Origin of the sequence: Pseudobutyrivibrio xylanivorans DSM 14809 (assembly GCF_900141825.1) — a bacterium.
In the GTDB taxonomy this organism is placed as follows: Bacteria; Bacillota; Clostridia; order Lachnospirales; family Lachnospiraceae; genus Pseudobutyrivibrio; species Pseudobutyrivibrio xylanivorans.
Window position 1 is genome coordinate 23,076 of record NZ_FQYQ01000017.1, and the last position, 23,491, is coordinate 46,566.

Annotated in this window: 20 protein-coding genes; 3 read left to right on the forward strand and 17 right to left on the reverse strand. The window is 39.5% G+C overall.

Features of this window, described 5'->3' with window-relative positions; all coding sequences use genetic code 11:
• Positions 1-2: 2 nt before the first annotated feature.
• From BUA88_RS11455 to BUA88_RS16620, 10 genes are all read right to left on the reverse strand, one after another.
• On the reverse strand, positions 3-1,148 hold the full coding sequence (locus BUA88_RS11455) for an ABC transporter permease (RefSeq protein ID WP_072918115.1): 1,146 nt from the start codon (positions 1,146-1,148) through the stop codon (positions 3-5).
• Entirely contained in the window at positions 1,148-2,686 is a 1,539-nt protein-coding gene (locus BUA88_RS11460) for an ABC transporter ATP-binding protein (RefSeq protein ID WP_072918118.1), read from the reverse strand. The genes BUA88_RS11455 and BUA88_RS11460 overlap by 1 nt, the downstream gene beginning before the upstream one ends.
• Positions 2,687-2,889: 203 nt before the next feature.
• Positions 2,890-4,065, reverse strand: coding sequence for a BMP family lipoprotein (locus BUA88_RS11465; RefSeq protein WP_072918120.1), 1,176 nt, complete (start codon positions 4,063-4,065; stop codon positions 2,890-2,892).
• A 100-nt stretch (positions 4,066-4,165) separates the two neighbouring features.
• Positions 4,166-4,618, reverse strand: a complete 453-nt coding sequence (locus BUA88_RS11470; RefSeq protein ID WP_072918122.1) for a cytidine deaminase — start codon at positions 4,616-4,618, stop codon at positions 4,166-4,168.
• 1 nt (position 4,619) lies between these two features.
• Positions 4,620-6,017 (reverse strand): tetratricopeptide repeat protein, encoded by a 1,398-nt coding sequence (locus BUA88_RS11475; protein ID WP_072918125.1) that lies wholly within the window; start codon positions 6,015-6,017, stop codon positions 4,620-4,622.
• 39 nt (positions 6,018-6,056) lie between these two features.
• The gene (locus BUA88_RS16360; RefSeq protein ID WP_200798866.1) at positions 6,057-6,203 is read right to left on the reverse strand and encodes a hypothetical protein; all 147 of its coding nucleotides are present in this window, start codon (positions 6,201-6,203) and stop codon (positions 6,057-6,059) included.
• 1 nt (position 6,204) lies between these two features.
• Entirely contained in the window at positions 6,205-7,617 is a 1,413-nt protein-coding gene (locus tag BUA88_RS11480) for a DUF342 domain-containing protein (protein WP_072918127.1), read from the reverse strand.
• Positions 7,618-7,799: 182 nt separating this feature from the next.
• Positions 7,800-8,477, reverse strand: coding sequence for a deoxyribose-phosphate aldolase (deoC, locus tag BUA88_RS11485; protein WP_072918130.1), 678 nt, complete (start codon positions 8,475-8,477; stop codon positions 7,800-7,802).
• Between the two features lie 12 nt (positions 8,478-8,489).
• Entirely contained in the window at positions 8,490-11,138 is a 2,649-nt protein-coding gene (locus BUA88_RS11490) for a valine--tRNA ligase (protein WP_072918132.1), read from the reverse strand.
• Entirely contained in the window at positions 11,122-11,253 is a 132-nt protein-coding gene (locus BUA88_RS16620; RefSeq protein ID WP_278335525.1) for a hypothetical protein, read from the reverse strand. The genes BUA88_RS11490 and BUA88_RS16620 overlap by 17 nt, the downstream gene beginning before the upstream one ends.
• A 566-nt stretch (positions 11,254-11,819) precedes the next feature.
• On the opposite strand from BUA88_RS16620, the gene BUA88_RS11495 reads away from it, so the two are divergent.
• Genes BUA88_RS11495 through BUA88_RS11505 form a run of 3 tightly spaced genes read left to right on the forward strand, consistent with a single transcriptional unit; the run spans position 11,820 to position 15,857 of the window.
• Positions 11,820-12,743, forward strand: coding sequence for a hypothetical protein (locus tag BUA88_RS11495; protein WP_072918135.1), 924 nt, complete (start codon positions 11,820-11,822; stop codon positions 12,741-12,743).
• A 10-nt stretch (positions 12,744-12,753) separates the two neighbouring features.
• Positions 12,754-13,431 carry a hypothetical protein gene (locus tag BUA88_RS11500; protein WP_072918137.1) on the forward strand — a complete coding sequence of 226 codons (678 nt, stop codon included), beginning with the start codon at positions 12,754-12,756 and terminating at the stop codon, positions 13,429-13,431.
• On the forward strand, positions 13,431-15,857 hold the full coding sequence (locus BUA88_RS11505; RefSeq protein ID WP_072918140.1) for a hypothetical protein: 2,427 nt from the start codon (positions 13,431-13,433) through the stop codon (positions 15,855-15,857). Before BUA88_RS11500 ends, BUA88_RS11505 begins: the two co-directional genes overlap by 1 nt.
• Before the next feature lie 36 nt (positions 15,858-15,893).
• Here the strand turns inward: BUA88_RS11505 and BUA88_RS11510 are convergent, their stop codons facing one another.
• The 7 genes from BUA88_RS11510 to BUA88_RS11540 all read right to left on the reverse strand — a co-directional run bounded on the left by BUA88_RS11510 (position 15,894) and on the right by BUA88_RS11540 (position 23,491).
• Positions 15,894-16,688: a Cof-type HAD-IIB family hydrolase gene (locus tag BUA88_RS11510; RefSeq protein WP_072918143.1), complete on the reverse strand. Its 795-nt coding sequence runs from the start codon at positions 16,686-16,688 to the stop codon at positions 15,894-15,896.
• Between the two features lies 1 nt (position 16,689).
• Complete coding sequence (locus tag BUA88_RS11515) at positions 16,690-17,553, reverse strand: Rossmann-fold NAD(P)-binding domain-containing protein (RefSeq protein WP_072918146.1); 864 nt, start codon at positions 17,551-17,553, stop codon at positions 16,690-16,692.
• 9 nt (positions 17,554-17,562) lie between these two features.
• A complete protein-coding gene (locus BUA88_RS11520) occupies positions 17,563-18,525 on the reverse strand; it encodes a glycosyltransferase family 2 protein (protein ID WP_072918149.1) in 963 nt (320 codons plus the stop codon).
• Positions 18,525-19,409 carry a glycosyltransferase family 2 protein gene (locus tag BUA88_RS11525; RefSeq protein ID WP_072918151.1) on the reverse strand — a complete coding sequence of 295 codons (885 nt, stop codon included), beginning with the start codon at positions 19,407-19,409 and terminating at the stop codon, positions 18,525-18,527. Before BUA88_RS11525 ends, BUA88_RS11520 begins: the two co-directional genes overlap by 1 nt.
• Before the next feature lie 201 nt (positions 19,410-19,610).
• Complete coding sequence (locus BUA88_RS11530; protein WP_072918154.1) at positions 19,611-21,032, reverse strand: sugar transferase; 1,422 nt, start codon at positions 21,030-21,032, stop codon at positions 19,611-19,613.
• Positions 21,033-21,044: 12 nt separating this feature from the next.
• Entirely contained in the window at positions 21,045-22,268 is a 1,224-nt protein-coding gene (locus BUA88_RS11535; RefSeq protein WP_072918157.1) for a UTP--glucose-1-phosphate uridylyltransferase, read from the reverse strand.
• A gap of 230 nt (positions 22,269-22,498) precedes the next feature.
• A complete protein-coding gene (locus tag BUA88_RS11540) occupies positions 22,499-23,491 on the reverse strand; it encodes a glycosyltransferase (protein ID WP_072918160.1) in 993 nt (330 codons plus the stop codon).

A 23,491-nucleotide genomic window follows, 5' to 3' on the forward strand; every position in this document is an offset into this window, starting at 1 on the left:
CTTTACACCTCCTTTTCTTCAGCTTTTTTAGCTGTATTGTCTGGCTCGGCATTGGCATTAACCTTTACCTTGCCTGGTCTGTTAAGTATTGTTCTGAAGAATAATACGAATCCGCAGAGGTAGATGATGATTGAAATCATAAGATCTGCAACCTGTGGATTGTAGTAATTTGTGTTGAGGTACTGACCACCAAGTGTAATGTACTCAACGAAAAGACCTGCAATGATTGCTCCGATTGGATGAAGACCACCAAGGAATGCAACAGCGATTCCATTGAAGCCCATTCCAGGAACAGAAGATGCAATCTTAAAATGCTCAACTCCTGTAAGGTAATATAAGCCTGCAGCCATACCTGCGATAGCACCTGAAATAACAAGAGTAAGAATGATGTTTCTCTTTGCATTCATACCAGAATACTTAGCAGCCTCTTTGTTATGACCTGTAGCCTTAAGCTCATAACCAAATGTTGTCTTGTTTAATACTACAAGAATAATAATAGCAACGATAACTGTAATTGGAATAGCAATCGTCATGTACTGGTTGCCACCAAAAACATCCTGAAGGAATCCTGGAAGAAGACCTGAAGGATTTAAGTCGCTGATTTCGTATGTCTCAGACTTACTCTGGTTCATACATTTCTCACCACCAAGGATGATGTTACAAATGTAAAGACCAATCCAGTTGAGCATGATACCAGCAATAACTTCGTTTACATTGAAGAATGCCTTGAAGCATCCTGCGATGAAGCCCCAAATAGCACCTGCTGCAATAGTAGCAAGTAAGCATAATGGCCAGCTCCAACCAAGTGCAAGTGATGTATAAAGAGCGGCAATAATACCAACTGTATACTGACCTGCAACACCGATGTTGAAAAGTCCAGCCTTATATGCGAAGAGGATAGCCTCTGCACAAAGGATAACTGGAACTGATTTTACTAAAAATGAGCCCATATACTTCATAAGAGTATTAGTGCTTGCGATACGATATTTGAAGAAGTTTGTCAGGATAGCTGCCATACCTTCTCCAGCGTGCTCTGCGTTCATGAAGCAGAGAATGATATAACCTAAAACGATACCTAAAATAGCACACAGAATTGAAGCAAGTAATGTCTGTACGGCTGGTCGTTTAATAAAGCTTGTTTTCTCCATTACTTAGCCTCCTTTCTGTCATCACGCTTAGCGCCTGACATGTATAATCCTAATTCCTGAAGTGTAGTAGTCTTTGGATCAACCTCACCTACTATCTCACCTTCATACATAACAAGAATTCTATCAGAAAGGTTCATAACTTCATCTAATTCAAGAGAAACAAGAAGGATGGCCTTGCCATTATCACGTTCCTTAACAATTTCTTTATGGATATACTCAATAGCACCAACATCAAGACCACGTGTAGGTTGAACAGCAATAAGAAGCTCATGCTGTCTGTCCATCTCACGGGCAACGATAGCCTTCTGCTGATTACCACCTGACATTGAGCGAACAATTGTCTTTGCACCCTGACCTGAGCGGACATCAAATGCCTTTGTAAGTCTGTCAGAGTACTTTCTCATGTCGGCCTTCTTTATGATGCCGTTCTTTGAGAACTCCGGCTCAAAATATCTCTGAAGAATCATATTTTCCTCAAGAGTGTAATCAAGAACAAGACCATGCTTATGTCTGTCCTCAGGGATATGGCTCATGCCGTGTGTATTCTTATAACGGATAGATTTCTTTGTGATGTCCTCACCGCAAAGTGTAATCTTACCGCTTGAAATATCATCGAGACCTGTAAGAGCTCCAATGAACTCTGTTTGACCGTTTCCATCGATACCGGCGATACATACGATTTCTCCTGCACGAACATTGAAAGATACGTTGTGAACAGAATCATTTGAGTGAAGCTTACTCTTAACACAAACATTCTCAACCTTAAGAACTTCTTCCTTAGGCTGTGCCTCTACCTTATCAACAGCAAACTTAACGTCACGTCCAACCATCATAGAAGAAAGTTCTTCCTTTGTAGTGTTTGCAACGTCAACTGTACCGATATACTTACCCTTTCTAAGGATAGAGCATCTATCAGCAACTTCCATAATCTCATTAAGCTTATGAGTGATGAAGAGGATTGACTTTCCTTCCGCTGCCAATTCCTTCATGATTTTCATAAGCTCATCGATTTCCTGTGGTGTAAGAACCGCTGTAGGCTCATCGAAGATAAGAATATCATTATCTCTGTAAAGCATCTTAAGGATCTCTACACGCTGCTGCATACCAACAGTGATATCCTCGATTAATGCATCAGGATCTACCTTAAGGTTGTACTTATTAGATAAGTCCATAACCTTCTTACGAGCCTCTGTCTTTGTAAGGAAACCAAATTTGCTAGGCTCAGAACCCAAAATAATGTTGTCTAATACAGTGAAAATATCAACCAACATGAAATGCTGGTGTACCATACCAATACCAAGGTCAGTAGCGTCATTAGGATTGTTAATCTTAACTTCCTTACCGTCCTTCTTAATAACTCCCTTTTCCGGTGTGTAAAGTCCGAATAATACACTCATAAGTGTGGACTTTCCGGCACCATTCTCCCCGAGAAGCGCATGAATCTCGCCACGCTTTAATTGCAAAGTGATATCGTCATTTGCAATAATGCCTGGAAACTCTTTTGTGATATGCAACATCTCAATTACATAGTCTTCCATCGCAATACACCTTTCTAATTGCTTAAAAATATTCTGATGATGCTTTTCTCCCTAGAAATGCAAAACCATAGAAATCATTACTATACTTCCCTCGTGTTTAATAATGATTTATATAGCTTTGAATAATCCATTATTCTAAAAATAAGGGAAGGCAAAAAACCTTCCCTTATGATAATAACAGATTTCCTTAAATTACCGGGAAATTAATGGATATTGTCAAACTCAGTAACCTTAATCTCAGTTGAAGGCATAGCGTCTGTTGAGTTGCTAACCTTGATTGTTCCATCGTTCATAGCAGCAACAAGTGCCTTGTAATCATCAACTGTGAAGTTTGTCATTGTCCATGTATCCATTGGAAGCTGAACATAGTTGAGTGAAGGATCTGTACCTGATACGATACCAAGGTTCTCGATCTTTCCAGCGTAGTTAGACCAGTTACCAGCGAAGAGATCTGTAAGTGTAGCATCAACTGTTGCTGCAAGACCCTTCATAGCTGAAGTAATGCAAAGTCCCTCAACGCCGTAAGCGTTCTCAATTGTACCAGCCTGGTCAACGTCAACACCGATAACCTTGCCGTCAACCTTTGTAGCAGCCTCGCAAGCTGATGTGTAGATACCACCACCACAAGCGAATACTACTTCTGTACCATTTGAATACCATGTATCCATCTGAGCTGTAATAGCGTCATCACCGTAGAACTGGCCACCATATACGTAGTTAACTTCTACATCTGAAGCATTACCAAGCTCAACTGCTGCGTCGTTACATCCCTGAACGAAACCGAAACCATAACGGATAACAGCTGGAACAGCCATACCACCTAAGAAGCCAAGCTTCTTGTAGCCTTCCTTAACAGCTGCATAACCTGCCATGTAACCAGCAAGCTCTTCCTGATATGTGAATGAGCAAACATTCTCTGGAAGCTCTGTCATACCAGCGCCCTCAAAATCACCCTGTGAGCAGTCAAGTGCGATGATTGTAACATTTGGATAATCGGCAGCACACTGAGCAATCATACCTGCGAAAAGGTAACCAGGAACAATGATTACGTTGTAACCATCTGTAACAGCGTTCTCAAATGAAGCGATACGAGCATCATCTGAATCCTCTGTTGGCTTGTAGTACTGGAAATCAACTCCGTTCTTCTCTGCAAATGCCTTTGAAGCCTCATAAGTTGTCTGGTTGAATGACATATCTGTGATATCACCAGAGTCTGTAATCATAGCGATTTTCTTATCGCTAGCTGCAGCATCTGCTGCCCCCTCTTCTGTTGAAGCAGTTGCATCTGAAGCTGTCTCGCTAGATGATGAACCACAACCAACAAACATAGTAGCTACCATTGAAGCTACAAGAAGTACGCTTAATAACTTCTTTTTCATTCTTTTAATTCCTCCTATTAATTACGTTTCCATTTAATAATTGAAAACACCTAACTAAAATTATAAATTATTTAGATTATTTTGCAAGGAATTTACTCTATTAGAGCACTAAATTTTCGGGGCCGAAGCCTAACGGAAGCAGCTCTGACAAGGTCATTGTCTTAATTTTCACACCAGTTTCATTAATTGCAGATACATTTGATACATCTTCTACTTCAGCAAGCAAAACTTTGAAATTTTCAGGCGCAACAAATTCTCTTAAAACCTGTCTACATACGCCACAAGGAGCACAAAGTGGTAATGATTTTAAATTATCCATACCACCGACGATTGCGATAGCCTCAAAATCCTTCTTGCCTTCACTGACAGCTTTAAAAACTGCCGTGCGCTCTGCACAGTTTGTAGGAGTATATCCTGCATTCTCAATATTGCATCCTTTAAATACTGTGCCATCTTTACATAAAAGAGCAGCGCCCACCTTATGATGAGAATAAGGCGTATATGCCATCTCTCTGGCCTCTAAAGCCATTTTAATCAACTGAAAATCTGTCAAATTAGTCACCTACCTCTGTAGCACTAAGCTCTGTATCGTCAGCTGCTATGTAAACCTTAGCCTGACGTCCCCACTGATTACTTGGGTAAAGCTCAACTACCTTGTTAAAACATTCCAATGCTTTAGCTGAATCTCCTGTTAATCTGTAACAGTCACCTAAAAGGAAGAGAGCAGCTCCATTATTGTATGTTTCGTCAATATCAACTACAGTCTGGAAATTTACGATAGCACTCTCATAATTTTCATCGCTGTAGAATGTGTTTCCATCGTCATAATATCCCTTGATAATTGTAGGAGCAAGTTGTGTATAAAGGCTATCGTAAGCAGCCTTTCCTGCTTCTCCAAGCACATCCTTTGAAACAAGCTGAATAGATTCAGAGGCTGCTGCATCATCCCCTGCTGAATGGGCATTCTGAGCCGCAAGAAGGTTTTCATAGGATGTAGGAATATCCTGTGTTTCGTCATATGCCGATAAACTCTTTTTAAGATTGTCTATCTCATCCTGAAGTTCCTGATTCTGATTTCTGGCCTGAGAAAGATTCTCATTCAATGCAAGAATAGTATCTGTATTTCCTTCAGCCATATTATCCTTAACTGTAGGAACAATTAAGAAGAAGCATATTAGAAGTCCACCCACAAGTCCAAGCACAATGTTCACAAGACTGGTACGAGTGGTATCAAGCATACTTCTTAAAGCACGCTCGTTCATAATGACGGTATCATTTCCATCATTAAAGGTGAACACATCATTTTTTCTTTTGCGCTTACCAGTATTCTGCTCCTTTAAGAGCTCTTTAACTTCATGGATATAGCGGATAGTAGTGGTATTGTTGCTGTCGATTTTAGCTGCTGCTGAAAGAACCTTTCTAGCATCAGCGTACTTTTCGTCCTGTATATACAAAAGAGCCAAAAGCTGATGAGCCTTTACCAGATTAGGATTCTGGCTGATAACCTTTTTCAGCTGAATCATAGCCAAATCTCGGCTTCCGGCCTTGCAATATTCAATTGCCTGATTATATTTTTTGATAGTGGAATTAAGCCTGCTTAAAAGTCCTGGGTCATTCTCTATTTCCGCAAGATATCTGTCAGCATTAGGATTGTCTTCCTCTTGAAGATTCTTTGACAGAACCCACTCATTAATAGCCCTGACAGTATCTCCCACCTGGTAATAGCACAATCCGAGAAGATTTCTAGCTCTGGTATTGTACTTGTAGTATTGGAGAGATGACTTCAGTGCCTCAATGGCTCCTGATAAATCTCGAACCCTGGCTTTTTCCAAGCCTTGATTATAGAACACATAAGATGTGTATATGATTTGTTTATATAACAAAATATCGGCGCCGCAATTGTAACAAACTTTATCGTTACCAACTTCGGCACCACACATAAAACATTGCATTTATTATTCTCCGTAAATAAAAGCTACTTTTCTGTCTGTTTATTTTGGCACATTAGTCTGTTGCGCCGACATATTTACAAGTAAATCTGTTAAATCAGTCAAATCTCTGGCTTTAATGTCAGCCTCTGCCTGTTCCACCTCAATGGCAGGCTCAAACTTCTTTAACTCTTCTTCGAAATCAATCATTTTATTTATCCTTTGCTCGTTCACCGGTAATTCTTGTAAGCTTTAATCCTTCTGGTGTTTTTGTGATTTCAACTCTCTCATGATTATCAGTAATTGTCACATGATGATCATCGATTGAAATATTAGCACCAGCATACATACGCCTGTATACTTTGATAGAGGCATCCTTACCAGATACAATTACCTCTTTCATCTTAGCAAGACGCTTAGTCTCTTCCTGTACAATTGCTTCATCTCGAATTCTAACACGAAGAAGCTGCATACGTCGAGGGTCTTCCTTAACGTTAATTCCCCGTTCCTGACCCAGCTTATCAAAATCCTCAATTCCTTTTTTGATTTTCATTACATTAGAATTAAGGTCCTCGATTTTCTTGGCAAGCATCTCAAACTCTGCGGTTCGCTCAACGTCTACGCCAACAGAAACATTAGTAATTGTTCCAAATGAATTTCCTATGTCATTAGCATCAATTCCCTGAACAGCAGAAACATATCCTCCAATTATAGACGCATTATTTCCGCTTAGCTCAATTTTGCCATCACAGGAAATCTTACTCTTAAAGAAATAATCAGCCGTGATATTTCCAGAGCAGTTAATAATTGCATATTCAACAAACTGTGCAGTAATGGAACCGCCGCATTTAATCATTGTCTTTTCATTTCCTTTAACACCAGAGATTAGGAATAAATCTTTTCCAGCTCTGATATCACAATCCTCGATGAGACCATGAATAATAACGTTTCCTGCTGCATCTATAACTGCGCCATCTCGAACTCCACCATGGATAATAACATCGCCATTGAACTTGATATTTCCAGTTTCAATACCGACATCCCCCTGAACTTCATGAACCGGAGAAATGATTATCTTTCCCTGATTCACTTCAATCTTGCCGTCCAACTTTGCTGTGTAAGTAAGATTATCATTCGAACGATCAAAACCTCTTCCAAAAAGAGGAGGTAAATCTCTAACTGGCTTTGGTTCAAGAATCTGTCCACGAACCGACATACCTCGAGAACCCTGTACTGCAGGATGATAGATAGCGATAACATCACCCTTCTGTACAGTCTCGATAGTCTTAATACTCATATAATCAGCCGTACCATCAGGTCTGATGGTAGGCTTTCTGTTAAATTTTGTCTCAAAGGTATATTCAAAATACCCCGGAGTTCCCTGTTGCTGAGCCGTTCCCTCTGCAACCTTAACAGGTTTACCATATATAGGACTGTCAGCCAGGCGTTTTAGCATTTCCTGATCAATTCCAAAAGTAACATTGGCATTATTCAAGAAGCCAAGCAACTGTGCTGCAGTAAAGCTTGGCACCTCATTTTTTCCATCAGGAATCTTGAAGGTCAAAGTGGCCTCCAAACCATTTGATGAAACCTGTACTTTTGGCGCTTGTGCTGGTAATGCCATAAGTCCCCCACGTGAAAATCTAAAATTTAGTCCTTCATTTACTATTTCGGCTCAAAATATGCTCACAATAAGCCTATTCTGAATAGCTTAATTATATTTCAATACTTTTGTTTTGTCACAAAGTTCACTAAATTTTGCGTATTTTTCATTAAATTTTCACGATTGAGGCATTTATTGTATTTTTAGTACTTTCCGTCGTTTGGAAGACCCTTAACAGCCTTTACGACACGGCTTGTTCCAAGTCTTGAAGCACCAAGGTCGATAAACTTCTGAGCATCCTCAAGATCAGCGATACCACCTGCTGCCTTGATAAGCTTTCCGTTTGTCATATGGTCTGCCATAAGCTTGATATCTTCGAATGTAGCTCCGCCTGTAGAGAAGCCTGTAGATGTCTTGATGTAGTCAGCATCTGACTTAGATACAACTTCGCACATCTTAATCTTCTCTTCGTCTGTAAGAAGGCAGCACTCGATGATTACCTTAAGAAGCTTGCCCTTGCAAGCAGCCTTGATTGCGTTAATCTCAGCAAGAACATCATCGTAACGTCCTTCCTTAACCCAACCAACATTGATAACCATATCAACTTCTGAAGCACCGTTATCTACAGCATCTGAAGCCATGAAGCACTTAGAAGCTGTTGTAGCATAACCATTTGGGAAACCAATTACTGTACAGATTGGGAGATGTCCACCCTGCTCCTTAACGTACTCAGCAGCCTGCTTTACAAAGCTTGCTGGGATACATACTGAAGCTGTCTCATACTTCATACCATCATCTACGATTCCCTTAATATCGTTCCAAGTAGCGTCAACTCCAAGAAGAGTGTGATCACATTTGCTTAAAATATTCTTTACATCCATTTTATTTTCCTCCTACTTCATTGAGGCTAGACGAGCCTCTACCTGAGCCATCATCTGCTCATACTTTGCGAGCTTCTCGCGCTCCTCAGCAACCTTTGCCTCTGGCGCCTTGCTCATGAACTTTTCGTTTGAAAGCATTCCGCGTGAACGAGCAAGCTCTTTCTCAAGCTTCTCTTTTTCCTTTGTGAGACGCTCCTTTTCCTTTTCGAAGTCTACAAGATCCTCAAGTGGAACGAAAAGTGTTGCATCTGGGATAACAGCTGAAACTGCATCGCTTCCGATTCCAAGCTTGTCAGCCTGAACGATTACATCTGTTGCACCTGCAAGTGTTGCAAAGATAGGTGTAATCTCATCAAAGATGCCACGTACTTCTGCATCCTCAGCTACAATGTGGATAGCAGCCTTCTTTGAAGGTGGAACATCCATATCTGTACGAAGCTGTCTCATACCACGAACTACGTCCTTAGCACGCTCAACCTTTGCTTCCTCTACTGGGAAGTTCTTTGCCTCATCATACTCAGGCCAAGCTGAGAGCATGATTGTCTTCTCTTCGCTCTGAAGTGTGCAGAAGATTTCCTCTGTGATGAATGGCATGAATGGGTGAAGCATCTTAAGGGCGTTTGTAAGTGCAAACTTAGCTGTCCAAAGTGCTGCATTCTTGCTAGCTGTATACTCCTGAGAGTACATACGTGGCTTTACAATCTCGATATACCAGTCGCAGAACTGATCCCAAATAAAATCATATACCTTCTGAACTGCGATACCAAGTTCATATTTATCCATATTTTCAGTAACATCTTTGGCTAAAGTGTTAACTGCTGAAATAATCCACTTATCCTCTGTTGCAAGGTCTGCCTCAGTTGGTTCTGTAACTGCATTATCTGCAAGGTTCATCATAATGAAACGTGATGCATTCCATACCTTGTTTGCGAAGTTACGGCTATTCTCAACACGCTCGTTGTAGAAACGCATGTCGTTACCAGGTGCATTACCTGTGATAAGTGTAAGACGAAGTGCATCTGCACCGTAGTTATCAATAATCTCAAGTGGATCAATACCATTTCCAAGTGACTTAGACATCTTGCGGCCCTGTGAATCACGAACGAGGCCGTGAATAAGTACTGTGTGGAATGGTGACTTTCCAGTGTGAGCATATCCTGAGAATACCATTCTGATTACCCAGAAGAAGATGATATCGTATCCAGTAACAAGTACGTCTGTTGGATAGAAGTAATCAAGCTCCTCTGTGTTCTCTGGCCAACCAAGTGTTGAGAATGGCCAAAGTGCTGATGAGAACCATGTATCAAGTGTATCCTCATCCTGCTTCATGTGTGTGTGACCGCACTTAGGGCAAACTGTTGGAGCATCTGCTGAACGAGCAACAACTGTCTCACCACACTTCTCGCAGTAGTATGCAGGGATTCTGTGTCCCCACCAAAGCTGACGTGAAATACACCAGTCACGGATGTTCTCAAGCCAATGTAAATATGTCTTGTCATAATTCTTAGGAACGAACTGAAGCTCACCTGTCTTGATAGCCTCGATAGCAGGCTTTGCAAGCTCTTCCATCGCAACGAACCACTGTGGCTTAACCATTGGCTCTACTGTAGTGTTACATCTGTCGTGTGTTCCTACGTTGTGAGTATGGTCTTCAATCTTAACAAGAAGTCCCATCTCATCCATCTTCTTAACGATGATTTCACGAGCCTCGTATCTATCCATTCCCTCAAACTCGCCACCGTTTGAATTGATAGTAGCGTCGTCATTAAGAACGTTGATTACAGGAAGGTTATGTCTCTTACCTACCTCGAAATCGTTAGGGTCGTGTGCTGGTGTAATCTTAACAACACCAGTACCAAATTCCATATCAACATACTCATCAGCAACAACTGGAATCTCACGATTAACGAATGGAAGCATTACAGTCTTGCCAATGATATCCTGGTATCTCTCGTCCTTAGGATTTACTGCAACAGCTGTATCACCAAGCATTGTCTCTGGACGTGTAGTAGCGAATGTTACGAAGCGTCCTGGCTCGCCAACGATTTCGTACTTCATGTGCCAGAAGTGACCTGCCTGCTCCTCATGCTCTACCTCAGCATCAGAGATAGATGTCTGACAAACTGGACACCAGTTGATGATGCGGTTGCCCTTGTAGATATAGCCTTCGTTGAAAAGCTTAACGAATACTTCCTCAACAGCCTTTGAACAGCCTTCATCCATTGTGAATCTCTCGCGCTCCCAGTCAGCTGAAGAACCCATCTTCTTAAGCTGGTTGATGATACGTGTTCCGTACTCATCCTTCCAGTCCCAGCACTTCTCAAGGAATCCCTCACGACCAAGGCTGTCCTTCTCGATACCCTGCTTCTTAAGGTGCTCGATAACCTTTACCTCTGTAGCGATAGCTGCATGGTCTGTACCTGGCTGCCAAAGAGCTGAGTAGCCCTGCATTCTTTTATATCTAATAAGAATATCCTGCATTGTGTTATCAAGGGCATGTCCCATGTGGAGCTGTCCTGTGATATTTGGAGGAGGCATAACGATTGTAAATGGCTTCTTGCTGCGGTCTACCTCAGCGTGGAAATAGCCATTTTCCTCCCATTTTTTATAGAGTCTGTCTTCAAGACCCTTTGGATCATAAGTCTTAGCTAATTCTTTCATCCTTATTTCCTTTCTTATCTACGGCAGTCCCAAGTTTTCCATGCTCCCGCAAGCCATCTCCCATTGGAAGCAACAGAAACTCCCCGCCGGCGTGGGTCCCCTCTGTTGCTCCCATGGGGCCCTCTTGCTCGCGCTTGCCAAGTTTCTCAACTGCCTTACTTTACTTGAAACATTAAAATAGCCCTGTGTACGGCAAATTGCTGTACACAGGGCGCCATATACGATACGGTCGCGTTACCACCTGCATTTATATCTCATCTTATTCCTTACGGGAACGACTCGGATGGCTTGTCCACCTGGACGACGGGCGTCTGGATGCTTTGTTCACCACCTGCTCCGAAGCTACCTTCGTCAGCTCTGCTCCTAGGTCACCTTTCAGCCGGTGAGCGACCCTCTCTACAGGACGACACTGAGTACTCCTCTTCATCATCGCATTAAAAACTTAACTTATGATATAAGTATTTCCTAAATCTGTCAAGGAGGATTCAGAATATGCATTATAGTTATTTTGCCCATTTTAAAATTTTCTCTTGAAATAACTTTTTAATCATGATATATTAGCGCTTGTCTTTTTTTCAAAATATTAAATCAGGTTGGTTCAACATTTTCCCACAGGAATTCAACAGAATCTAAACCACTTTCATATTCCTTAAAGTAGTTAAGTTTATAAGGAGTATTGAAATGAATAAAAAACAGAATACAAGAGGGTTCTCTACCCAAATTAGAAAAATATATGTTAAGGAGGATAATACCCTTAACAGGTTCGCCCTGTTCTTATCAGGGCTTGCAATTGCTTTAGTCGTTCTTTTGCTTATTAACTTTAAGAGTCTTATGCACTATTCAGGACTTGCCAAAGCATCTGAGCTTTCCACTTCAGAATCTATTCAGGAAATCTATGATTATATCGATTCCCTTAACGGTTTCACAGATGATCAGCGCAATGTCCTAAATTCTATTATCAGCGATTACTTTAACAGCTGCAGCACCGCTTCAGAGGAAGACTTGCTAGTTGTTTATGATTTAATCAACGCTAAATACCAGACAAACAATAGTCAAATTTCAGAAATCAGAAGTGACCTTGAAAGCAAATTCTCTTCAGCCTCATCAAGTGATTATGAGCATTATAATGAGTTACTCAGACTTGTAGATGAGCTTACTAACACAGTTTCTGCTAACAAAACTACAGAAAAGCATGATAAGGAAGATTTAGCTGGAGACATAAGCCGAAATCATGAAGAAGCTTTAAAGAACAAAGAAGAGTTAACTCAGGACATCAATCTTACTCGTGAGGAGGCTGCAAAGAATAAAGAAGAGTTGACTCAGGACATCAATCTCACTCGTGAGGAGGCTGTAAAGAATAAGGAAGAGTTAACTCAGGCTCTTAAGGATGCTCAGTCTGTTGCTGATGAAAGTGATAAGAAAATCATACAGGCACTTTCTGATTTCCAGGATGCATCAAATGATAGTACTCAAAAGATTTGGAATGCAATCAACGTGTTGAACGAACGTACAACTGATCAAAACGGTCAATATGAGTTTGACTTTGGTTTTCAGGACGGTTGCTATGGTTACTACGTAGACGGCAAAGACTTTAAGAGATTCTAGGAGGTAGAAAATGAAATTCAACAAAAAGCTTTTAACAATATCTGTTATTTTCTCCATGCTCGTTTTAAGAAATCCACTTACAGTTTTTGCTGAGGAGGATGCACCAGAGGATGTTATGGAGGAAGTAGTCACAGATGCTATGGATGAGGCTATTACTGAAGATAATAGTGATGAAAATGACATTATAGAAGATACTAACATTTCTGAAGAACTGTTAGATGAGACAGAATCATCTCTTGAGGGAACCGATGATGAAGAAATCATAGAAAAAATTGAAGAAGAAATAATCGAAGAAGATGAGGATGACGAAGAAGACGAGCATGAACCAAGAGAAGCTTCTATCTCCATCAGAGGTTTTGTCCCAACAATTGTTGTAACTTCCGAAGGATATCTCTCTGAGAAATACTGTCTTTGTTATGAGTCATCATTTAATGCTTATGATGAGCTAAACATAAATGAGGCTATCACTCTTCTAATCGATTCTGATAATAAGTTTTCCAATGCAGAAAAATCAGCTCTAAACTCACTAAATATTTCTGGAATTTGCCCAGAGGATTTATCCATAGATGTTTATTATAACCAGAACGAATCTGAGGTTAACAAAATCAACGCCAACTATACTTTAGTAGATGATGATGAAAATGAAACCAAGATGAATGTTACTCTTTACGAAAAGGATATTAAATAATGAATTTTAAAACCAATAGATTAAAAAGATTGTATAGGCAGGTCATTTCCCTGGCCGTGGCAGTTGCCTTTGTTGTACCTTTCAACACAAATGTAGCCAATGCATCAGAATTATCCACAATTCACAAACCAAGCTCTGAAAAAATCTTTATTCCATTCCGAAATGAAATCCCTCATTATCTTTCACTTAACTCAAGTCAGCAAAGCGAAGTAGTAAAAATGCTTTGGGAAAAGATTTTTACAGAAGAAGCAAAATGGAATGCAAACGCAGAAGGATTCTCATCATGGGTAAAAAAATATGATGATTATTATTCCAGCAATGATGGTACTCTTAAGCTTCTTTCGGCAGGAGTACAGAATAGTCGCATAACAGGTTCAACTGGAGATTTCGAAGCCTACTTCGGAAATACGATAAAAAATAATCCTGAGTTCCTTGGAGAAATCTTTGGTCTTTCAGGTGAAGCTACTAATGACGCTGTTAAAAACGCAGTTTGTAATCAGCTTTCTAATCCCGACAAATACAAAATCTTTGCTGAGAAAATCGCAGTTCTTACAGCCGACAAAACTTATATCGGTACAGGAAAAGGAACCATCGACAATACTTTAAAAAATGGTTCTTATAAGGGTATCTCATACGATTTGTACGTTCTTACAACTCTCGCTTCCCTTTATGAAGGTGATGGTAATGAAAGTATCTTGTCACCTGAACAGGTTGCATGGCTCAAATCTTATCAGCAGTATCTTTACAATGATTACGTTACAAAAGGCAATTCTTCATTGGCAAAGAAATATGCCCCTATTTATGACTTGATTGCCCGTTCTACTTACGCTGCTAATAATGCAAGTGGTAAGGGCCAGGAATTTTTCAATTATGTTGTAAGCACTCATAAAGGTGTGGGTGCATGGCTCAATATGAATAACAATATTAATATCTCAGGTTTGGATACCTTTGACGATGTTTCCACTATCTTTTCTGTTGCTGATGGATGGTGTTGTGGTCGTGAATCTGAAAATGTTTGCGGCAACCATCAGAAATGTATTTCAAATGGTACTGAAACAGAGCGCATGGCATATCTCTTGTATAAAAATAGTACTGCCATGAATTTCATTAATGGATGTACCGAACTGAACAATTTGATTAATGATACAAATGGAGAATATGGTTATGCAACACGCTACGCAGCAAAGCACTCTGGAAAAAACCAATCTGGAAAATTCCGCCAAGCATTTTCCTGCGGTAGTGGATACTACGGAAAAAGTGAGACCACAAGAGATTATGGTGAGAGCGGAAATGGTGACGTAATAGCATACCATACTGGAACTGCCACATTCCCTATAGGTAGGCTTGCACTTATTGATTCAGCACAATATGTCTATGTAGATGGAATCGTATCCCCTGACACCGGAGGATGGTATACTAACAGACTTGTAAATTGGTCAGTTACTGTAAACGGAAAGCCAATTGCCACAAATGAAAATCAGTCTCGTGTACAAGCCACCTTTACTGATGAAGGCTTGCAATTTTATATTAGTGGATTATCTGACAAGGAAAGAGCTTCGGCACAAATAAATATAACAGCGGAATCCTATATGAACTATGGATTAAACTATCCAAAGGGGTCACCATGGCGTTCATTCACTTCCACTGCCGAGGTAAATATCGCGGGAACAGTATATCTGGAAGGTCGCTATCCTGATTGCATAACTAATGGTCATAGCTATACAGCCTCTGAAAAGAATGACACAATTATTTGGTCTAAAGACTATTCTCAGGTCACTTTTAAACCTTATTGTACAAAGGCGGCTTCTCACAAAGTAACACCTATAACAGTAAAATCAGAAGTGACAACCGAGGGCAACTATCTTGTATATACCGCTTATTGCCCATACTTAGATAGTACAACCACAAAACGAGTTTCAAAAACAAATGGCAACACATCTGAGACATTTGCACTTAACTCTTCCAATACTTCGGGAGTACTTTATAATAGTGCATCTGGCTCTGAAAGAATTTGGCCTGCAGGTTCACTTTCTAATGCTACATACAAATCAGCTGGAACCAGTCTTTCAGCTACCGTCCTTCCAGGCGTAATCAAATCTGGAACTAAATCCGTCACAGTAGATATGGAATTTGCAGATGAATTGTCTGCGCTCGTTATCCAGGTTCTATCTTCAACAGGTGAGGAATTAGGCCGCAACGCACCAAATTTAGTTAGTAATGCAAATGACATGGGCGATTGCCATTATACAAATACATTCACTGTTTATCTAAAAACCGGAGTAACTGATAAAGATTTAAAGAATTGTAGAATGGTTATTTCCGCAAGAGCAATCACTAGAAACTGGACACCACTAAAGCATCCTTACGCAGCCATAGATGATGCCTTTGCATATATAAAAATCAACAGCTTCACCGCCCAATACTAGAAAAAGCACCTCACTGTGAGGTGCTTTTTTCGTTCTCTAAATCAATCCAAAATGCTTAAGCGCATTATAAATTCCATCTTTATCAAAATCAGTAGTGACATAATCTGCAACTTCCTTCGCCCTGTCTGTACCATTTCCCATGGCAATTCCAACATGAGCCGCCTGAAGCATATCAAGATCGTTTTCACTATCTCCAATAGCGTATGTATTGGCTAAATCAATTCCTACAAGTTCGCAAGCCTTAATCATACCGGTCGCTTTATTGTGTCCCACTGGAACAAGCTCACAAACATTTTCATTATGTTCAATAACCTGATAATGGCTGGAGAGCTTGTCAAAACACTCAAGCCTCTTATCTGCTTCCACCTCAGTAGCGCATGACATTTTATTAATAACCCAGTCACCATAATAATCGCCACCTACTGGAACAAGATTCTCTCCAACATCGCGACGAAGAACATTGCCAAATGGATCATCAATACCGAACTCATCATCATCCATGTAAATGTACTTTGGACCTTCGAGGATTGGTCTAAAACCGTAATCACGAATTAACTCTACAGTATGCTTTACAACATCCTTATCAATAATGTTCTGATAGATAATCTTTCCGTCTATCTCAATGTGACATCCACAAGAACAAACGATTCCATCAAAGCCAAGTCCAAGCAAATCTGGATCATTAATAAAAGCACGGGCTCTACCACTACAAATAAAAGCCAGATGCCCGTTCTCTCTGAGCTTTTTTATTGCTACCTTAGCACTTTCTGGAATAAATTTATCATAATCCCAAATTGTACCATCTATATCAAAAAATACTGCTGATTTCATGCTAATCCTTTTTTGTCAACTTTCTAAATAACTTTGTTTCGAGACGCTCTGCTCTGGTTACAAATGAAACCTGAGTATCACGTATCGTAATTACGTAGTGACCACTAATCTCATCGATTTCCTGCTCCACGTAGTTCATTATGCTCTCTTCAAGACTGCGGTGAGCAATAATATTATGCTTAAGTAAAAGGTTGATTACATGTGTCTCAACTCCTGCATCTGCAACCTCAATAAAAGCCTCATCAATCTTTTTATCTGCAATAAATTCCTCAAGCTTATCAAGACCTATTAATGAATCAAAGTGATCGATATAGTCTGTAACACCTTCGTTATTCATTGCCACACCAACAATTTCATAATCATTCTCAAAGGATCCCTTAAGAACTCTTCTGATAACCTCCTGCGAATGATTACTATCACAAACGATTATCAGTTTTGGGCAAAGTGCGGAATGGAATCTGCTAAATCTGATAAAGCATTTTAATGCACTACGCTCAAATAATAAACAGATATAGCAAACAACAAATGCTGCACCATATACGCTTCGAGAAAAGTTCTGGGCGCTCTTGATACCATAAAGAACTACTGTAAAGAAAGCCCAGCTAACAAAAACCTGTGCAAGTAGCGTCTGGCATTCCTTGAAAAAGCTTCGCTTGATTACACCTGACAGGTTTTTACTTATAATCAGTGTTAGAAAATATACGGCTGATAAAACAACACCATAGTCAAAGAACAGTTCTCCATGATGAACCGGTCTGGCCAAGTATCTGAACTGAACAACAGCAATATACCCGATGATAAGCGCAACCATATCTAGAATTATAAAGTCAGCATGCTTTTTCATGTATAACAATATTTTTTTCATTTTATTCTCCTAAACCCAAAGACGGAACCATAGATTATGGTGTGCTCTGGTAAAATTATTTTTTGAATAAAAACTCATACGTTTTAACTTCCCCTTCTCTCCTATTTTAGAAAAACGGAGAAGAACATTCTTTTTGTCCTTTGGTAGCCAATCTGCTTTTGCAATTTCCCCAGCAAATTCCCTGGACTCATTTACAAATGCTTTCTTCTTTTCAAATAAACTTCCTTGTTTAAAATCTTCTAAATTTCTGGAAGCTTTTTCAGATTCTGTCTCTGTTGTGGCGCCCATAGTGTTAAAGCCTGTCTGTCTATAATATGCCAAAGGCTCATCAATAGCAACTACCTGTCCCATAATTGCAGCTGTTTCCAGAACCAAAACATCATGCATAGGAATCTTTTTCATATCCAGTTGTGGAACTAACTGTACCACCAAATCCCTAAGCTGACGATTGAAACACATAGTGCATCCCGCCGCCGGATTATCGATAAGAATCTGAGTATAAGCTGTGTTGTCCGGCATTCTTCCAATGTATCTGATGAAAGAATCCGAAAGAACATTGAGTTCCTCATCTACAACTTTCATATCTGTGAACACGCACACCGGCTGAATTTCATCACCTTCGTGATGAAAAGCTCCCTCCGCAGCTGTAAGCTCATCTATAGAATGTTGAAGCTTCTCAGGGAACCAGACATCATCCTGATCACAAAATAGATAATAATCCGCCTCAACTCTGCCCAACATCCATAGAAAATTCTCTTTGGCCCCACCACAGGAATGACCATAAAAAATCTCCATCCTGTCAGGGTATTTATCTCGATATTCATTTATTATCTCTACTGTACCATCAGTAGAACCATCATCATGAACTGCCAGTCGAAAATCCTGATTGGTCTGTTCAAAAAGACTATCTAGCTGCTGCCTTATGAAACGTTCGCCGTTGTAGGTAGCAAGAAGTATCACTATATCTTTCATTATCTGTTAAACCCGTATCCAGTTCCTGTCTTCTTCTTGAACTTAATGTTATCAATGAACAGGCTAAGATTAGCCAATGAACATGTAATCTTCCCGAATGTATTGCTAGCTCTAAACTGATTCTTATAACTTATCATCTCATGAAGAGTAAAAATATCTTCCTGCTTAAAATACTCACAGTCATGTAATAAATCGATAAAATCAAAAACAGATTCATCTGTGACAGTAGTATCAGCTGATAAGTTAGCTGCTGTATATTTATGAACATATAGTGGCTCATCATAATAATGGAACTTTAATCCCTTTGCCAGCATCAACAACCAGAGAAAATAATCATCTGCACCATTCTTTGTCATAATATGTTCTTTCCAAAATTCTGGAATAGACGCCTTCTTTATAAGGCACTGTCCTGGAGAAATAATCTGAATTCCAATTCGTAAATACGTAGTTAAGTCTCCAACCAAAGCCTTATGTGCAGCATTGCGGTACCACAATAACTGGCTCCCATCTGACTGCTCTAAAGATGCATTGCTAACCTCCACATCAGCTTTAGATGTAACTGCTGACTTTAAAAGCTTAACAAGAGCATCATCAGTAATGATGTCATCCTGATCTAAAAACATGATGTATTCACCAGTAGCTTCTGCTAACCCTGCCACCCGACTATAATGAATACCTTTGTTTTCTGGATTGGTTATTACTCGTAGGAACTGACTCTCTGCTTCAGGAGCCTCCAACTTTTTCCAAGGACTGTCATTCACAAGAATCACTTCAAGCTCATGCCCCATTTTTGTGAGGGACAATTCATTGGCAATAAGTGCATCCACCAATTTATCCATATATTTATCACCCTCATAAAATGGGGTAATTACTGAAATTTTCATAATATATTACTCCAAAAAAAAGAAACTATTCAGCACCCATTCGCAAAATCACACTTTTAGTGTTTTCCTTTTGCTCATGTGTGTATCTCACCAAATAAATTAAAATATAAAAGAGAATGCTAGCATTCTTTTTATATTATAATTTACTTGGCTCCGAATAGTTTCATTATAACCTTTACGAGGTATATTTGTCCATTTAGTCTATTTAGAACCTGAGCCCTTTAAAACAACTGCAACTGTCTTAAAGATAATCTGTAAATCAAGGCCAAGTGACCAATTCTTGATATATTCCGTATCAAGAGCCACAACCTCTTCGAAATCAGTAATGTCGCTTCGGCCACTAACCTGCCACATTCCTGTAAGACCTGGACGGCTGGCAAGACGCGCTTTGTGATGAAGCTCGTACTGAACAAACTCGTTTTCTGTAGGTGGTCTTGTTCCTACTAATGACATATCTCCGATTAATACATTCCAAAACTGTGGAAGCTCATCAAGAGAATATTTTCTGATGAAATGACCTGCTGGGAAGATACGAGGATCGTTCTCCATTTTGAACATGAGACCGTTCATCTCGTTCTGATCCATAAGGTCTTTCTTACGCTCTTCGGCATCTGTGTACATGCTTCGGAACTTGTAGAATTTGAACCGACGTCCATTCTTTCCTATACGTGTCTGTGAGAAGAATACAGGACCTGGTGCCTGAATCTTAATCACTGGAGCAAGGAAGATAAATGCTACTGCACACAGGAGCAATCCTACCAAACTTCCTAAGATATCCATCAAACGCTTGCAGAATGCCTCGCGGTTTGTAGCCATATGCATACTTGTAGTCATGGTGATGTAATCACCATAGTACTCGATTGTACGGTTCTTCATTAAGTGCTCTGTATGAATAAGAGAAATGTGAACTGTACATCCCAAATCAGTAAGACGCTCAGCAAGAAGTTCCTCGCTGTATCTGTTCTTACCATCGATGAAAACCTCATCAACAACGTTTGTACGAATGTATTCAAATACAGAATCACAATTACCAACAACAGGAACACCCTGGATTTTCTTGCCTACCCAATTCTTGTCGATAATAGCACAACCTACAACCTTATACTCTACATAATCTGAGCCAGCCAATTGGCTAAGGCAGTGATTAATTGTACTAGAATCTGCAATAACAAGCATTGTAGACTTTAAGCTGTCGTCATGCTTGCGCATACGAACGATACGCTTGAAAATAATACGTGAAGCAAACATTATCAAAACCATAAGTACGAACCATAATGAAATAACAGTTCGTGAAATACGGTTTGAATATCTAAATGCATAGAGGAATATTAATATTCCACATAAATTGATAAAAGAATGAATTACAACCGCCTTTAATTCCTGCCACTTATTTCTATGAACAATACCTGTATATGGATCTCTGAGTGCTGCATTTAAAATGCTTGCAAACACAATCATAATCAGGATATTTTCATAAATATACTCGTGTGGAATTACATTCCAAAAGAGTATTTTTTCGAAGCGGAAAAACAGGGCAATTATCAAAGCAACCAATGCTGAGAGTGTATCTAATAAAATTACATCCCAGTGTTTAGCCCAAAACTTTTTCTTTTTCTTGTACATTAACCCTACCCTTTATAATACAACACCGTTTTTCTGAAGTAACTCTCTTGCACTATCAACTGAATCTACCCCATGAAGATTCTTGATTGGTGCGAATTCATAATTTCTATCAACCTCGAATGCAAGGTTATTATCCATCATGTGAATCATATCAAGAACGAGAAGCTCAAACTTATATCCGTTTGGCTCTGTAGGCGATACCTTCTCACCTGCCTCGTTAACGAATGGAATCTTCTTCTCAACTACGTGTACAACAAGGTTATTGTCAACAATTTCATCAAGCTTCTCAACTGAGAATAAGTAGTTAAGAATAACACCATATTTGTAAAGAAGGCTTCCGTCCTCAGCCTTTGCTTCAGACATTTCCTTTGACATCTCGTAATACTCAACGATACTTGGCTTACCATCCTCTAAGCAGAGAAGACCCATCTTCTCAGCTGGCTCAACCTTACGTACTACCTTTGAACCTGAAACATAGTTTCCAAGGATTGTAGCTCCAATAAATAATGGATCTGCGATTCTCTGAAGAACGTTATCTACAGCAAATACGTTAATCCACTTAAGACCACGTGCCTGGATATCTCCCTTAAGACCTGCCTTCATCATAGATGCATACCAACCACCATTTCCGTTTGGTGATGTAGCAAGACGACCTTCCTCCTCAAGGAGAAGCTTTCCATCATAATCAACAGCACATGCCATATCCTGAATGAAGAACTTAACATACTCAGGATTGTATCCAAAGTAATTGTGCTCCTTAAAGAACTTTTGTGTAACCTCATCATTCTTCTCGCTAGTCATAATATAAAGAGGTACGAATGCACCAGCCTTATTTACAACTTCCATAAGGTTGTTAATGAGACACTCAAAAATGAATAACTCATGTGTCTGACCAACGTTGTAGCAGCCCTTTGGTAAATCAAAACCAAGACGAGTACCCATACCACCTGCAAGAAGTACTGCTCCTACCTCGCCCTTCTTAATTGCTTCAAGACCAACAGCTTCGAACTCAGCCTTTCTCTCTGCGATCTCTGAAAGCTCAATAGCTGGAGGAACTGTAAACTCTCCTCTGGCGTTATTTGAATCATTTCCGATGAGCTTGAAATCTGACCAGTTGATGTTTTCGATCTGAGCGAGGAAAGCTTCCTGCTTTTCTGCTGAAAGATCATCAAAACCTCTCATTACGTGTCCCTGACCAGCTTTTTCAAGAATCTCAATTGCTTTTTCCTTTGTCATATATCTCTATCTCCCTACTAAATTATTTTCACCGTGATACAATTTGTTGCTAAATCCTACCAAACTTTAGCCACAAATTTTACAATGTTCACAGTTTCTTCACAAGTGTATATATAATACTATCTTTTTGGTAAAAAATGTGCATAAAAATGCATCTAATTTATGTGGCATAATAGTGATTTGACACACCAACCACTTGTGTGTGTATATTTAGCCACAGATGAGTACTTTTATCTGAGCTTAAATACCTTTAATACATTTCTAGCTATACCTTTAACGGCTCTTTTTATTACTCTTTTAATATGTGTCTTTTTAAGATTATTCTTATCAAATGAATCCTGAAGAAGTCGATTATATATATCAGAATAATCCTTCTTTTCAAAACAAGCTGCAGAATCCTCCAGCTTATTAAGTTCATACAATCTTATATTATCAAAGTTCAGTTCTAGACCCAGAAAAGCAGCCAGTCTTTCCATTTCCTTCATTCCATCTAAATATTTAAACAGATTGATCTTATTATAGCTGTCATTCTGAGACGACCATGAGCCACTGTCTGTGTTCATCATATATCTATAGGCAGCAAAATACTCACCTAATGTGTATATCTTTCCTACAGATAGCATGCAAAGAATCTGTATTACATCCAGCATTTTTCTAGGTTCAAATTCACTACCTTTGACTTTTGCCAAAATCTTTCCATATGCTGATTTTCTATACATGGATGTGGCTGTCTGTCCCGGAAAAATATACTTCTCGTAATCCTTGATTGTATACTCTCCAGCCTCTTTTTTGTAATTTGTATATTTCTCGGCTTCTATCTGTCGCTCTTCATTTTCGTTTACAATCTGGCATAATCCAAAACAAGCTACACAGTCTGGATGGGAATCCATAAATTCCACTTGTTTTTGAAGCTTATTGTCGTCAATCCAATAATCGTCACCTTCTACAAAGGCAACATATTCGCCATGAACTCTAGTTAGCAAATCTGCCTCGTTACCATACATTCCCAGATTCTTTTCCCGAATAACAGGAACCATAATATCAGGGTATTTTTCTGCAAATTCCCTGATAATATTGGCATTGCCATCTGTAGAGCAATCGTCACCTACAATGACTTCCATTTCGAAGTTAATCTTCTGTGAAAATATACTTTCAAGAGTATGCCTTATATATTTTTCCTGGTTGTAAGTGGCTACTACGACACTTACTTTCTTTTCACCCAT

Bases quoted from the DNA above. Each gene is read 5' to 3' on its own strand.
- BUA88_RS11490 (WP_072918132.1), bottom strand. From the start codon at position 11,138: ATGAAAGAATTAGCTAAGACTTATGATCCAAAGGGTCTTGAAGACAGA.
- BUA88_RS11510 (WP_072918143.1), bottom strand. From the start codon at position 16,688: ATGAAATCAGCAGTATTTTTTGATATAGATGGTACAATTTGGGATTAT.
- BUA88_RS11475 (WP_072918125.1), bottom strand. From the start codon at position 6,017: ATGCAATGTTTTATGTGTGGTGCCGAAGTTGGTAACGATAAAGTTTGT.
- deoC (WP_072918130.1), bottom strand. From the start codon at position 8,477: ATGGATGTAAAGAATATTTTAAGCAAATGTGATCACACTCTTCTTGGA.
- BUA88_RS11520 (WP_072918149.1), bottom strand. From the start codon at position 18,525: ATGAAAGATATAGTGATACTTCTTGCTACCTACAACGGCGAACGTTTC.
- BUA88_RS16360 (WP_200798866.1), bottom strand. From the start codon at position 6,203: ATGATTGATTTCGAAGAAGAGTTAAAGAAGTTTGAGCCTGCCATTGAG.
- BUA88_RS11480 (WP_072918127.1), bottom strand. From the start codon at position 7,617: ATGGCATTACCAGCACAAGCGCCAAAAGTACAGGTTTCATCAAATGGT.
- BUA88_RS11505 (WP_072918140.1), top strand. From the start codon at position 13,431: ATGAATTTTAAAACCAATAGATTAAAAAGATTGTATAGGCAGGTCATT.
- BUA88_RS11455 (WP_072918115.1), bottom strand. From the start codon at position 1,148: ATGGAGAAAACAAGCTTTATTAAACGACCAGCCGTACAGACATTACTT.
- BUA88_RS11530 (WP_072918154.1), bottom strand. From the start codon at position 21,032: ATGTACAAGAAAAAGAAAAAGTTTTGGGCTAAACACTGGGATGTAATT.
- BUA88_RS11465 (WP_072918120.1), bottom strand. From the start codon at position 4,065: ATGAAAAAGAAGTTATTAAGCGTACTTCTTGTAGCTTCAATGGTAGCT.
- BUA88_RS11540 (WP_072918160.1), bottom strand. From the start codon at position 23,491: ATGGGTGAAAAGAAAGTAAGTGTCGTAGTAGCCACTTACAACCAGGAA.
- BUA88_RS11525 (WP_072918151.1), bottom strand. From the start codon at position 19,409: ATGAAAATTTCAGTAATTACCCCATTTTATGAGGGTGATAAATATATG.
- BUA88_RS11460 (WP_072918118.1), bottom strand. From the start codon at position 2,686: ATGGAAGACTATGTAATTGAGATGTTGCATATCACAAAAGAGTTTCCA.
- BUA88_RS11515 (WP_072918146.1), bottom strand. From the start codon at position 17,553: ATGAAAAAAATATTGTTATACATGAAAAAGCATGCTGACTTTATAATT.
- BUA88_RS11495 (WP_072918135.1), top strand. From the start codon at position 11,820: ATGAATAAAAAACAGAATACAAGAGGGTTCTCTACCCAAATTAGAAAA.
- BUA88_RS16620 (WP_278335525.1), bottom strand. From the start codon at position 11,253: ATGGGAGCAACAGAGGGGACCCACGCCGGCGGGGAGTTTCTGTTGCTT.
- BUA88_RS11535 (WP_072918157.1), bottom strand. From the start codon at position 22,268: ATGACAAAGGAAAAAGCAATTGAGATTCTTGAAAAAGCTGGTCAGGGA.
- BUA88_RS11500 (WP_072918137.1), top strand. From the start codon at position 12,754: ATGAAATTCAACAAAAAGCTTTTAACAATATCTGTTATTTTCTCCATG.